We start from the raw sequence: 13,362 nt of genomic DNA, 5'->3' as shown, positions 1-13,362 counted from the left end.
GCGGCCACGCCGTCGGCTCAATGGTGAAGCTGCTCGCGCCCGGCCGTCGGGCGCGGCTCCGGGCTGTCTATGGATACATGTTACCGAGGGTTTCTTCAGCTGATTCTGCTGCTTCCACCCTTTCCACTGTTTCCGCGGATGTCTTTTCAACGACACGGGTAACCGCGCCGGGCCAGGCCGGCGAGCGGGTCGGTTCCGCTAGCGCAGGCATTGCGCCGATGACGGCGGAACCGGCGCCGCTTGTCGGTCTCGTCGCCACCGCCATCCCGGTCTGGACGATGTTGTTGATTGTCGCGACACTGCTGGCCTGGCCGATGGCGTACGCCGAGTTCGCCTCGTTGCTGGGGAGCGGTATGTGTCTCGCCGCTGTGATCTTCCTGGTTGAACTGGCTGGACTGGCTGTCCGCTTCCGGCCCACGGATCGCGAGATTCAGCCTGACCGCCCCGGCCGTGCGTGTGGGCGGGTCGACGAACTGACCGGCCTGGCCAACCGGCACGGCTTTCTCGACCAGGCCACTCATGCGTTCGCTGATATCTCGGGCAGCTGTTCCGTAGGGGACGGAGGCCCCGAGCGTACGCGGCCCGGATCCTCCGGTTATGTTTCCTTCGTTCTACTGCTGATCGACATCGATCGGTTCAATGAGATCAACGGCAGCCTGGGGAACGAATACGGCGACCACCTACTGATTGAGGTAAGCCGGCGGATCAGCGTGGTCAGGAGGCCGAGGGATATCGTCGCACGAATCGGTGGGGACGAGTTCGTGCTGCTGCTGCACGGCATCGATGCGCAGCGGGCCCGGACAGTGGCGGCCGAGACGTTGGCTCGTGTCCGCAACGCTCTGGAGGTGCCGTTCGTCCTGGCCGGGATGCGGGTACCGCTGGAGGCGAAGATCGGTATCGCCGTTGCTCCCGAGCACGGTCGCGACGTTGGTGAATTGCTGTGTAACGCCGCCATTGCCCTGCGTGAAGCGAAGAAGGCGCGTGCTGGTCACAGCATGTACGACACACGGCTGGTTCGGCCCAGCCCGGCCCAGTTACGGCTGCGTACTGAGCTTCGCGCGGGCCTTCAAGGCGGGCAGATCGAACTGCGCTACCAGCCCAAGGCGGATCTGCGCACGGGCCGCGTCAGCGGGATGGAGGCGTTGGTGCGATGGCGCCATCCCACTGACGGCGTCCGCTCGCCGGACATTTTTCTCCCCGACATGGAAGCGGCGGGTCTGATGCCGGAGCTGACCTTGCTCGTCCTGCGGATGGCACTGAGCGAGTGCGCACGCTGGCGCGCGGCCGGGGCGGAGCTGTCGGTGTCGGTGAACGTTCCCGTGTCCGTGATCGTCGACTCCACCTTCGCACCGGTGGTGCACGATGCGCTCGGCGCGGCCGGAGTCCCTCCCGCCGCCTTCTGCGTGGAGATCACCGAGGATTCTGTGATGACGCGGCGTGAAGATGCCCAGCGCACGCTCGCCCGATTACGGGCGCTTGGCGTCCGGGTCAGCCTTGACGATTACGGCACCGGCTACTGCTCACTGGCCTACCTGCGTGATCTTCCGGCGGATGAGCTCAAGCTCGACCGGGTCTTCCTTCGTGACATCGAGTGGGACACTTCAGCCGCGGAGATCGTTCGTTCGGCTATTGCCCTGGCGCATACGCTCCGGCTGCGGATGGTCGCCGAAGGCGTCGAGACCATCCGGTTGTGGGCGCTGTTGGCAGCCTGGGGATGCGACGAGGCACAGGGCTATTTCATCTCTCGGCCGATGACCGGCGACGAGGTCCTGCCCTGGTTGGGCCGGTGGGCCCGGCACCCTCGGTTATTTCAGGAAATGATCATTATGGGTGGGGATATGACGGTAGAGGTCAGCCGGTCATGCGTGCGGCGAGAGTCAGGAGCCCAAGTGGCCGCGCCAGCGCGGCGCTGATCTGTTCGGCGCAGTACCGAAATGCCTCGATCGAGGCTCCGATCGGGTCGGCGATGTCGTCGTCGGTGGGACGCTCAGGCCGGGTCAGGCCCCGACGCCCCACCGCGAGGGCAACCAGCGCGTCCCCGTATGCCGGCAGCGAGCCAGCCGCATCGCCGTCGGAGGGGAGGCCGGTGGAGACGATGTCCGCGAGGGTGATTCCGGCGGTCAGACGGGCGAACTCCCGCAGCGTGAAGGTACGGCGCACGGCTTTCGGCACCATCGTCACAACGATGCCGCGGTGTTTGCGCTCCGCGCACAGCACGAGGCCGGCGCTGCGTACCGTGTCGACGTCGATGCGGTGCGCCCTGAACCCAGCTGGGTTGAGGCCTCGTTCGGCGAGGACTGTCGCGGTGTGGGGGTGCATGGGTGCGTAGGCACGGGCGTGTGTCCCGGCACTGCTGACGGTCACCGAATCCCTCTCGGCGCCCAGACCGGCCCGTAGCGCCGCGGCGGCGACGTACTCGGCCGTCGGTGACCGGCAAAGATTGCCCTTGCAGACCATCAGCACGTGCCACGGCGCGGGCACAGCGCTGGGAGGTGGCGCGATGGGGGTGGCTCCAGACCTCATCACGCCGCCGGCGTGTTGCGGGCCGGGTCGGGCTGTCCTTCGGCTCCGGTGTGCTCCGCCGGGAGTCGCCCGCTCCTGTCTGCGACCGCCCTGGCACGTCTGGTGGCCAGGAGGAGGCGAGGCAGCATGAGGTATCCGCAGATGAGCAGGATGGCCAGGGCAGCGGAGCCGAGTCGTACCGCAAGTGCCGCGCTGTAGCTGATAAGACCGAAAGCGGCGCTGGCCGCGGTCAGCGCTGAAACGAGTAGCGTGGCGCGGGTATGTGATCCGCCCATCACCGTGAGCTGCTGGTAGACGTGGTCACGGTGCGGCGTGTACCAGCCCTTGCCGGAGCGGATCCGTCGCGCCAGGGTGCAGGACGTGTCAGCGAGGTAGACCAGAAGCGGCGCGACAACGGTCTCGGGCCGGACTCCGTGCGCTACCGCGATCAGTGCCAGGACGGCGATCAGTGCGCCAAGGGCGTAGCTGCCCACATCACCGAGAAAGATCTTTGCGTGCGGGAAGTTGTAGGGGCCGAAACCGAGTGCGACGCCGACCGCCATGGCGCCGCCGTAGCGCAGGGTATCGAGCCCTTCCCAATGCCCGACAAGTGCGAAGGCGATGCCGGTCACGAGGGTCTGGCCAGCGGAGATACCGTTGATGCCGTCCATGAAGTTAAAAGAGTTGGTGAAACCGGTGATCCACACCGCGGCCGCGCAGGCGGCCGGCAGCACGAGCTGGACCGGGAGGTCCGGGCGGGTGACAACGAACCAGGCTGCGACCGTCGTACCTGCCGCCGCTATCTGGAGGCCGAGCCGGCGCGGTGCGGGGACGCCGTGGACGTCCTCGATGAGGCCGATGAGACCGAACAATGCGACCGCGACAACCACTACGAACATCTCAGGAGGGGGCGTGACCGCCGGATCGATGACGGGGACCAGCGTTCCCGTGAACAGCCCGAGGGCGACGGCCACGCCGCCGCCTCGGTAGGTCGGCACCAGGTGTGACGATCGTTCGGTCACCTGGTCGACTGCCGCAAGGCGGCGCATCCAATTGATCACGATTGGTGTCATGGTCATGGTGACCAGGAGCGCGACCACTGCCGAGAGCACCACGTCGTCCGCCACTCCTTCAGGTCCGTTCTTGAGTGCCACCGGGATGGCCACTTTATGTAGCAGTAAAATTACTCCCTGTGTTGCCAACTCTTCGCCGTGTCGCATCGGGGTCGTGGCTGAGCTCTGGGCTCGGGTGCGTTTCTGGGTGCGCTTCCGTTGCGACACGCACCGCGGCGTCCCTCTCGGCAATCTCTTGATCTGCGACTCTCTGCGTATGAGTCGTTGCGGAAAGTTGGTTGTCGTTGGCCAGGGCTATGTGGGCCTGCCGTTGGCGATGCGGGCGGTCGATGTCGGCTGGTCGGTCGTCGGGATCGAGATCGACGAAGGACGGGTCAAACGGCTCGGCATCGGCGAGTCGTACGTGGAGGACATCCCGGACTCGATCGTGGCCGCCGCACTCGAAAGCGGTCGTTACCACGCGTCGTCCCACTACGCGGACGCCGCCGGGTTTGACGTGGCTGTCGTGACGGTTCCGACGCCGCTGCGGGACGGCGTTCCGGACCTGTCCTATATCGAGAGCGCCGGGCGCAGCCTCGGTGCGCAGCTGGTGGCCGGGGCGACCGTGGTGCTGGAGTCCACGACGTACCCGGGCACCACCGACGAACTGTTCGGGCCTCTGCTGGAGGAGTCCTCCGGGCTGGTCGCCGGGGACTCGTTCTTCCTCGGATACTCGCCGGAGCGGATCGACCCGGGCAATCCGACCTGGAACCTGGTCAACACCCCGAAAGTAGTCTCGGGGATCGACGCGGCGTCGCTGCGGGCCGTACGGGAGTTCTACGACACCCTCGTCGAACGGACCGTGCCGGTGGCGGCCATCCGTACGGCGGAACTGACCAAGTTGCTGGAGAACACCTTCCGGCACGTCAACATCGCTTTGGTGAACGAGCTGGCGATGTTCGCCCACGAGCTGGGGGCCGACGTCTGGGAGGCCATCGAGGCGGCGTCGACCAAGCCGTTCGGCTTCCTGCGCTTCACCCCCGGTCCCGGCGTCGGCGGGCACTGCCTGCCGATCGACCCGTCCTACCTGTCGTGGCGGGTGCGGCGTAGCCTCGGGCGTAGCTTCCGGTTTGTGGAGCTCGCCAACGATGTGAACGACAACATGCCCGACCATGTCGTGCGCCGGGCCGTGGAGATGCTCAACCGTCGGCGCATGGCTGTGAACGGCAGCCGGATCCTCCTGCTGGGGCTGGCCTACAAGAAGAACACCAGCGACACTCGGGAGTCCTCGGCGGTGCGGGTCGCCGCTCTGCTCGCCGCTCTCGGCGCGGACGTGCGAGCCGCAGACCCTCATGTCGACGACTCCTGCCTGCCGTCGGGCGTGGCCTTTGTCGAGGCGGACGCCCAGGAAGTGGCCGCCGCCGACCTGGTCGTAGTCCTGGTCGATCACGATGCCTTCGAGCGGGGCCTGGTGGCACGCAACGCCCGCGCTGTTCTCGACACCCGCTGTTGGCTGCCGTCGCGGCGCTCCGGAGGCCATGATGATGTTGAGGTTGCCGGGGCTGATGTTGTCCTCCTGTGACGAGCGGTCCCCGTCCCGGCCGTCGGGTGGGTCGCTTGCGCGTTGGCGGCGCCGAGTGCGCCGACCGGCTGGTGGTACTCGCCTCGTCGCCGGTCAGGCCGTCGCCGGTCAGGCCGCGTGAGCGCCGCCCGGCCACGGACGGTGCTCCACGTCGTCGACACCGTGAACCGGAGTGGTCTGCTGCCGCGCACCGTCGAGCTGATGAGCCGGCTCGATCCGACTGAGTTCCGGCTGGTGTTCTGCGCCCTGGCCGGCGGACCGGGAGCGTTTGATCACGAGATCCGCTCGCTCGGGGGACAGGTGTACCACTGCCGGCTCGGCCCGTCCTTCCCGCGTGCTTTCTTCCTGTTGCTTCGCCAACTGCGGCCGTCGGTAGTCCACTCGTGGGCGCGGACATCCACCGGGACTGTGCTCGGGCTCGCCCGGATGGCCCGGGTGCGGCGGCGCGTCGCCCATCTCCACGACAGCCTGGGCGGGCGGGGCAGCGGCCCGGTGACGTGGCTGGGGCGCGCTGTCGACCGGGGCCTGATTGACGCTGGCGCGACCGATCTGCTGGCGGTGTCCGAGACCACCATCCGCAGGTTCTGGTGTTCCCAATGGCGGGCCGACCCGCGCTGCCGGGTGATCTACGACGGATTGGCGGTCGAGCCGTTTGGCGTTGCCATCGCGGCCCGGCGGCGAGCGCTGGAGGCCGCGCCGGCGGGCGTCGACATCCCGATCACCATGCTTCACACCGGACGGCTCGCGACGAACGACACGGGCCGGCTTCGCCCGGTGGAGATCCTTGCGGCGCTCAGCGCCCGCGGGGCCGACGCCCGCCTGCGGCTCGTCGGGCCTCAGGAGCCCGCGGAAACCGCGGCGCTGCTCGCCGCCGCGGTCAGGCATGATGTCCGCGATCGTGTCGAGCTGCTCGGGGAACGCGACGACATCCCGCGGCTGCTGGTCGCCGCGTCCTTGTTGCTGGTCACCTCCGACCGCGAAAGCCTGCCCAGCGCTGTGCCGGCAGCCTGCGCGGTGGGCACTCCCGTGCTGTCCGCGGACCTGGCCGGCGTAGGGGAGATCTCTCGGCTCCTGCCAGGGATCACCATGCTGCCGTTGTCCGCCGCGGACGGGCTCTGGGCCGACGCCGCGCGGGCGCTGACCGACGTCCCGCCATCGCTGGACGATCGACGGGCCGCGCTGCGGCACTTCGTCCGCTCACCGTTCACGATCGAGAACTGGCAGCGGGAGCTGACCGCGATATGGTCCGAGTCGATTTCCACGGCCCTTCCAGCACTGCGCGGAGAGTCATGATCAAATAGTATTTGATCATGAATGAGAATGTCTGCTGGGGGAATTCATAGGGATGCGGCAGGGGGTTTTCCGCAGACCATTTTAGCCGTTGTCGGATATCTATTAAAGCCGTCCACGGAACGGCCGATGAACATTTATCGGCAGGTTTTCCGGGTTGGGCTGGCGTACTGGCTGGGCCGCCACCACGTTCTTCTGTTCTTCCTTTTCCTTTTTCTTTTCGAGTTCGCAGCCGGTTGCCGAGGCGCGGCGGCACAAGTCGTTACGACCGGGGGCTGTCGCCGTAACTTGTGCCGCCGCACCCGCTGAAAGGTACCGGCGGCCCCCACCCCGGTGGGGTGAGTGGGGACGGAGGCGGGGACCGCCGATACCCGTTCGACCTCGGTGGCCAGGGCACGGTTAGCCGGCCACCGAGGAGCTTGTAGGCGTCCTCCGGCCGAACCGAAGACGGCGCGAAAAGGGCCAATATCGCGCCGCCCTCGGCCGGCCGGAGGCGGGAGAAACGATCTCGCGTCCAGCCCTCTTCCGCATGTTTCCAGCGGCGGTTGGTGGCTGAACTGTTTGGCAGCTTAGGGCGCTTCAAGCACGTGCGTCTACTCCCAGTTAGGCGACATCCGTCCCAGCGGAATGTGGTTCGCCCGCTGACCGCCGAGCCCTGAAATTACCGCGCCGCGCCGCATACGAGCGAGGCGATTCGCTGTCCCCGGAGCTGCCCGTGTATGAATTCTCGGTTCGCCCCGGCGTATCGCTCATTTTCCGGTACCGGTCCGCCGAAATACATTCGAGCCGGTATCGCCGAGGTGAACTCCGCCCTGCCTGGAATACCGGTCCGTGCCACCGGCGCCACCGGAGCCGGGGCCGGGGTCGGGGCGACGGCCCACCCGCGCCGGTGCCGGTATGGCCGTGCCGGCATCGACGCGACGCGGTGAGCCGCGGCGCTGGGCACGATGCGGTCCGGTGTTTGTGATCGAATATTTGCATTATCGAGAATATTGATGTACGGCTTGGGTCGCGACGGTGGCCGGGGTGTGACCCATACGGATCCGGCAGGCACCGGTCTGGATCAATCCGGGGGCCGTCGTGCCCATGCCACTTCCGGCCGTCCTGTCGGGAGCAGCGCGGATGGCCGCTGGAGAGAGCGCGCCGTACCCGGACGGCAGGCGTGGAGGTATCGAAAATCGTTACGCTGCGTAAATGAAAATCTTGTGCTTCGCGAAACTATGAGCCAGGTCGGCACAAGCGCGATCCAGCCAGCCGGTAGTCCGACAAATCTGGAAAAAGCGCTAGGTAAGCAGCTCATGGGCGCGCCGGGCGCCGATCTGTGAGGAGGCCAACAGCGATCCGGCCGGATAGCGGCCGATGATGTCCGAAGTCGTTAGGCTCACTGCGACAACAGAAAGCACATGACGGCAGAGAGGTTCCCTGACGTGGTTACGCGAGTGGGTGTCAACGGCTTCGGCCGTATCGGCCGCAACTTCTGGCGGGCGCTTCAGGCGAGTAAGCGTAACGACGTACAGATCGTCGCGGTCAACGATCTTACTGATAACAAGACCCTTGCTCACCTCCTGAAGTACGACACGACGCTGGGTACGCTGGCGGAGGCGGTCAGTGTCGGCGATGGTGGGATCAAGGCCGGTGACAGTTTCATCAAGGTGCTCTCCGAGCGTGATCCGGCGGCGCTTCCCTGGGGCGATCTCGGGGTCGATGTGGTTGTCGAGTCCACCGGCCGGTTCACCTCGGCCGACGACGCGCGCAAGCACGTCCAGGCGGGCGCGAAAAAGGTCATCATCTCCGCCCCGGCCAAGGGCGAGGACCTCACCGTGGTCATCGGCGTGAACGACGACGTGTACGACCCGGCGAAGCACACGATCCTGTCGAACGCGTCATGTACGACCAACTGCGTCGCGCCGCTGGCCAAGGTCCTTGAGGACGCCTTCGGCATCGAGCGCGGCCTGATGACGACCGTGCACGCCTACACCAACGACCAGGTCATCCTCGACTTCCCGCACTCGGACCTGCGTCGTGCCCGTGCCGCCGCGCAGAACATCATCCCGACGACGACCGGCGCGGCCAAGGCGACGTCCCTCGTCCTGCCGCAGCTCAAGGGCAAGCTGGACGGCCTGGCCATGCGGGTGCCTGTCCTTGACGGCTCGGTGACGGATCTGGTCGCGACCCTCAAGCGCGAGGTCACGATCGAGGAGGTCAACGCGGCCTACCGGGCGGCGGCCGACGGCGCGCTCAAGGGCATCCTCGTCTACACCGAGGATCCGATCGTCTCCTCCGATATCGTCGGCACGTCGCCCTCGTGCACTTTCGACTCGCTGCTCACCATGGCCAGCGGCAACCAGGTGAAGGTCATCGGTTGGTACGACAACGAGTGGGGTTATTCCAACCGTCTGGTGGATCTCACCGCTCTCGTTGGCGGACGTCTTCAGTGACCATGGCACGATCATGAATTATCCGCGCGTGCGGCCCGTGCGCCGATCCGGGGGTCCGGATGGGCTGACGTGGGAGGTTTCGACAACTTTCGCGTGTTTTTGGAAACCCTGGAGCAAACGGCGTGAGAATGATTGACGATCTGCAGGTCGACGGGCGCAGGGTTCTCGTCCGCAGCGACCTGAATGTTCCGCTGGACCGGTCCGGGGACACTCCCCGAATCACCGATGACGGGCGGCTGCGCGCGAGTGTTCCCACCATCCGCGCGCTGCTGGACCGCGGTGCCCGGGTGGTCGTCTGCTCCCACCTGGGGCGTCCCAAGGGCATGCCGGACCCGGCGTACTCGCTCGCCCCGCTCGTCGGGCGGCTCGCGCAGCTGCTTGGGCGGCCGGTCACGTTCGCCGGTGACGGCGGTGGTGACATCGCGGGGCCGTATGCCCAGAAAGTCGTCTCCGAACTCGGCGACGGTGAGGTCGCTCTCCTGGACAACCTGCGTTTCCACCCCGGCGAGACGAGCAAGGACCCGGCGGTACGCGCCGCGTTCGCGGACCAGCTCGCCGGCCTGGCCGAGTGCTATGTCGGCGACGCCTTCGGCGCCGTCCACCGGGCGCACGCCAGCGTCGTGGATGTGCCCGCAAGGCTTCCGCACGCCGCCGGAGCGCTGGTAACCAGCGAACTGAAGGTGCTGGCGGCCCTCACCGGGTCTCCGGCTCGTCCCTACGTGGTCGTCCTCGGGGGCTCGAAGGTCAGTGACAAGCTCGCGGTGATCCGGGCGCTGTTGCCGAAAGTCGACGCTCTCCTGGTCGGCGGCGGGATGTGCTTTACCTTTCTCGCGGCGCGGGGACACGCCGTCGGCGGTTCGCTGCTGGAAGCAAGCATGATCGATACGTGTAAGGAGCTGTTGGGCGAGGGCGGGGACAGGATCGTGCTGCCCACCGACGTGGTGGTGGCCGAGGAGGTCTCGGCCGACGCGGTCACCGCGGTGGTCCAGGCCGACGCCATCGCCGACGCGCAGAAGGGCCTCGACATCGGCCCGGCGTCGGTGGCGCTGTTCGCCAGCCGGCTGCGCGGTGCCCGCACCGTGTTCTGGAACGGTCCGATGGGCGTGTTCGAGCTCCCGCCGTTCGCGGCCGGTACTCGGGGCGTGGCTGAGGCCATTGCCGGGGTCGACGGTCTGACCGTCGTCGGTGGAGGGGATTCGGCCGCCGCTGTCCGTACTCTTGGTATCCCCGAGGATTCTTTCAGTCATATTTCCACGGGGGGTGGTGCCAGCCTCGAGTATCTGGAGGGTAAGGTCCTGCCCGGTCTCGCGGCCCTGGAGGCATGATGGCGATCGACAAGCAAGCCGGCGACGGCAGGAAGCCGCGCGGCAGCGGGCGGCAGGCGCTGATCGCGGGCAACTGGAAGATGAACCTGAACCACCTCGAGGCGATCGCGCTCGTCCAGAAGGTGGCTTTCGACCTGAAGCCAGCCGAACTGGACAACGCCGAGGTCGTTGTCCTGCCTCCGTTCACCGACCTGCGCAGTGTCCAGACCCTCATCGATGGTGACAAGCTTGCCATCGGTTACGGCGCCCAGGATCTCTCCCCGCACGGTTCCGGCGCCCATACCGGTGACATCAGCGGTGCGATGCTCGCCCGGCTGGGCTGTGGCTACGTGGTGGTCGGCCACTCCGAACGCCGCGCTGACCACCATGAGGACGACGCGCTGGTGGCGGCCAAGGCGCGGGCCGCCTACAGCCACGGCATCACCCCGATCGTGTGCGTGGGGGAGCCCGAGACGGTCCGGGCGGCGGGCAGCCATGTCACCCACGTTCTCGACCAGATCGACGGTTCGCTCGACGGGATCACCCTGGAACAGGCCCGCACGCTGGTCATCGCCTATGAGCCGGTGTGGGCGATCGGCACCGGGCGGACCGCCTCCGCGCAGGACGCACAGGACATGTGCGCCGCGATCCGGGGGCGGCTCGCCAAGCACTTCGGCGCCGCGGCCGCCGCTGTCATCCGCATTCTCTACGGCGGGTCGGTGAAGGCGTCGAACGCGCCGGAACTGTTCACCCAGCCCGACGTGGACGGCGGTCTCGTCGGCGGCGCGAGCCTGGACGCGGCGGAGTTCGCGGCGATCGTCCGCAGCGCGCCGCCGAGCTGAGTCCTGAGTCCTGAGTCCTGAGAACGGACGGGCGGGGCAGGCGGGACGGGCGGACGAGCCACTGCGCGGCAGGTGGCCTGATCCGGGTGTGCTTGGGTGGCTCCGGTGGCGGGATGCGCTCCCGCCGGGAAGGGGCTCAGCTCAGACCATGCGACGCAAGCATGCGCTCACCCGGGTCGGCACCGTCGTGGCTGTCCTCGGTCTTGCCTCGGTCGCCTGCACAGACGCGGGACGCCACGGGCAGGTCTCGCCTGCCCCGCTGGTCCCGCCCGCCGCGATCAGCTCCAGGACCATCGCGCCGTCGGATCGGACCGGCGGGACGCTGCGGGTGGCGGCGACTACCGACTGCGACTCCTGGGACCCGCAGCGGACCTCGGCCGTCCGCTGCTGGAACCAGCAGCGGTGGATCTCCCGCCAGCTGGTGACCTACAGCGTGAGCGCCGGCGTCGCGAAGCTGGCCGGAGATCTCGCCACCGACGTGCCGACGTCCAAGGACCTGCGTACCTGGACCTACACCATCCGCGCGGGGCTGGCGTTCGAGGATGGCACACCGATCACGTCCAAGGACATCAAGTACGGGATCGAGCGGGCGTTCGCCACGGACGTGATCACCGGCGGTCCAGGTGAGGTCGTGAAGCTGCTCGCGGACGACAACGCCCCCTATCCGGGGCCCTACAACGATCCGGATCCCGATCGCCTCGGTCTCGCCTCGGTGATGACTCCGGATGATCTGACCATCACGTTCCGGCTGAACCGGCCGTTCGCGGACTGGAACCTCGTGATGGCCTCACCGGTCTCAACCCCGGTGCCACGGGCGCACGACACCGGCGCGGCCTACGGCGCGCGGCCGGTCGCCTCGGGGCCGTACAAGATTGAGAACTACCGTCCGGGTGAGTCCATCACCCTGGTACGCAACCCGAGCTGGAGCCCGAAGAGCGACCCGAACCGGTCCGCCTTCCCGGATCGCGTCGTGGAGCGGATGGGGCTTACCGCGGCTGACATCGACAACCGCATCCTGACCGACCAGGTCGACGTCGCCGCGGCGCAGACCGGGGTGGGAGCCCAGGCCGCGGCCCGGATCGTCGCGAACCCGAGCCTGCGGGCGGACCGCACTGTCGAGGCACCCACGGGCATCCTGCGTTACCTGGCGGTGGTGACCAAGACCGCTCCTTTTGGCAACATCCACTGCCGCGCCGCCGTGGCCTGGGCACTGGACAGGCAGGCCCAGCAGAGCGCCCGGGGAGGCCCGATCATCGGCGGGGACATCGCCGGGACGATGCTCACGCCGCCGGTGCGTTACTACTCCTGGTTTGATCTCTTCCCGAGCCCCGGCGGTACCGGCGACCTTTCCAGGGCCAGGGCGGAACTCGCGGCCTGCGGCCAGCCCGCCGGCTTCGCGACGACGCTCGTCACCGGGCCGGACCCGCTGGACGCCGCACAGGCCGAGGCGCTCCGTGTCTCGCTGGCCCGGGTCGGTATCACGGTCACCGTCAGCGTTGTGGATGATCCGCAATACCCCGCCGCGGTGATCGGGACACCCGACCGTGCGCACGCCATGAACTACGGCCTCATACTGACTGCCCGGCAGGGTGACCGGCCAGCACCGTACGCCTTTCTCAGCCCGCTCGCCGATGGGCGTGAGATCCGTCCCCAGCATAACCTCAACCTCGCCGAGCTGGATCAGCCCGCGATCAATGCGGACCTCGACCGCGCCATCCAGACGGTGGACGAGGATGACGCGGCCGGCATCTGGACGGCGCTGGACCGGGCGGTCGTCGCGTCTGGTGCCTACATCCCGTTGCTCTATGATCGGGCACTCAACGTCTACAGCGATCGGCTCACCAACATCCGCTACTCGTCAGCTTTCATGATGGTGGACCTCACCTCGCTCGGCGTCGTCCCGTAACGAGCAGCTGTCTGGACGGTCATCGCCCGGGCAGCCGGGGACATGGCGTGCCGTTCATACGACCGGGACGCCGTGATGTAACTTGGCACGATTGTTGTACCTCCACTGGAGGCGCGATCATGGTCTTTCGCGCGCCTGGTGAGGCCTCACAGTGACGGCTGGATGACGACGGCGCGGGAGCAGGTCTAAGAGATGACTGTTGGGCTGTCCATTGCCCTGATCATCACGAGTGTGCTGCTGGTGCTCCTCGTGTTGCTGCACCGGGCCAAGGGGGGTGGGCTGTCCACGCTCTTCGGCGGCGGTGTGTCCTCCTCGCTCGGGGGTTCTTCGGTCGTGGAGAAGAACCTTGATCGATTGACGATCGCCGTCGCGCTGATCTGGATTACCTCCATCATCGGCCTGGGCCTCCTTCTCAAGGAGTGAGCGGCCCTGGACGGACACGAACG

10 protein-coding genes are annotated in these 13,362 nt (G+C 67.4%); 8 read left to right on the top strand and 2 right to left on the bottom strand.

What is annotated here, in order from left to right; all coding sequences use genetic code 11:
* Positions 1-218: 218 nt before the first annotated feature.
* Positions 219-1,913, top strand: a complete 1,695-nt coding sequence (locus MJ777_RS01100; protein ID WP_239372490.1) for a bifunctional diguanylate cyclase/phosphodiesterase — start codon at positions 219-221, stop codon at positions 1,911-1,913.
* On the opposite strand, the gene MJ777_RS01095 is transcribed toward MJ777_RS01100, so the two are convergent.
* Both MJ777_RS01095 and MJ777_RS01090 read right to left on the bottom strand, forming a co-directional pair.
* A complete protein-coding gene (locus MJ777_RS01095; RefSeq protein WP_305039355.1) occupies positions 1,852-2,523 on the bottom strand; it encodes a protein tyrosine phosphatase in 672 nt (223 codons plus the stop codon). The two genes, MJ777_RS01100 and MJ777_RS01095, sit on opposite strands and share 62 nt — an antisense overlap.
* Positions 2,523-3,656 carry a glycosyltransferase family 4 protein gene (locus tag MJ777_RS01090; protein WP_239372489.1) on the bottom strand — a complete coding sequence of 378 codons (1,134 nt, stop codon included), beginning with the start codon at positions 3,654-3,656 and terminating at the stop codon, positions 2,523-2,525. The genes MJ777_RS01095 and MJ777_RS01090 overlap by 1 nt, the downstream gene beginning before the upstream one ends.
* A gap of 175 nt (positions 3,657-3,831) precedes the next feature.
* Here MJ777_RS01090 and MJ777_RS01085 point away from each other — a divergent pair, with 175 nt between their 5' ends.
* The 7 genes from MJ777_RS01085 to secG all read left to right on the top strand — a co-directional run bounded on the left by MJ777_RS01085 (position 3,832) and on the right by secG (position 13,339).
* Positions 3,832-5,136 (top strand): nucleotide sugar dehydrogenase, encoded by a 1,305-nt coding sequence (locus tag MJ777_RS01085; RefSeq protein WP_239372563.1) that lies wholly within the window; start codon positions 3,832-3,834, stop codon positions 5,134-5,136.
* A gap of 117 nt (positions 5,137-5,253) precedes the next feature.
* Positions 5,254-6,429, top strand: a complete 1,176-nt coding sequence (locus MJ777_RS01080) for a glycosyltransferase (protein ID WP_239372488.1) — start codon at positions 5,254-5,256, stop codon at positions 6,427-6,429.
* A gap of 1,424 nt (positions 6,430-7,853) precedes the next feature.
* Positions 7,854-8,864, top strand: a complete 1,011-nt coding sequence (gene gap / locus MJ777_RS01075) for a type I glyceraldehyde-3-phosphate dehydrogenase (protein ID WP_239308503.1) — start codon at positions 7,854-7,856, stop codon at positions 8,862-8,864.
* 122 nt (positions 8,865-8,986) lie between these two features.
* Positions 8,987-10,189 carry a phosphoglycerate kinase gene (pgk, locus tag MJ777_RS01070; protein ID WP_239308504.1) on the top strand — a complete coding sequence of 401 codons (1,203 nt, stop codon included), beginning with the start codon at positions 8,987-8,989 and terminating at the stop codon, positions 10,187-10,189.
* The gene (tpiA, locus tag MJ777_RS01065) at positions 10,189-11,010 is read left to right on the top strand and encodes a triose-phosphate isomerase (protein WP_239308505.1); all 822 of its coding nucleotides are present in this window, start codon (positions 10,189-10,191) and stop codon (positions 11,008-11,010) included. The genes pgk and tpiA overlap by 1 nt, the downstream gene beginning before the upstream one ends.
* A 148-nt stretch (positions 11,011-11,158) precedes the next feature.
* On the top strand, positions 11,159-12,916 hold the full coding sequence (locus MJ777_RS01060) for an ABC transporter substrate-binding protein (RefSeq protein WP_239372487.1): 1,758 nt from the start codon (positions 11,159-11,161) through the stop codon (positions 12,914-12,916).
* A 192-nt stretch (positions 12,917-13,108) separates the two neighbouring features.
* Positions 13,109-13,339 carry a preprotein translocase subunit SecG gene (secG, locus tag MJ777_RS01055; RefSeq protein ID WP_239308507.1) on the top strand — a complete coding sequence of 77 codons (231 nt, stop codon included), beginning with the start codon at positions 13,109-13,111 and terminating at the stop codon, positions 13,337-13,339.
* Positions 13,340-13,362: the final 23 nt, after the last annotated feature.

Origin of the sequence: Protofrankia sp. Cj5, from assembly GCF_917627405.1 — a bacterium.
Taxonomy (GTDB): Bacteria; Actinomycetota; Actinomycetes; order Frankiales; family Frankiaceae; genus Protofrankia.
The sequence above is the reverse complement of the archived record's forward strand: the minus strand, read 5'-3'. Positions and strand labels throughout refer to the sequence as shown.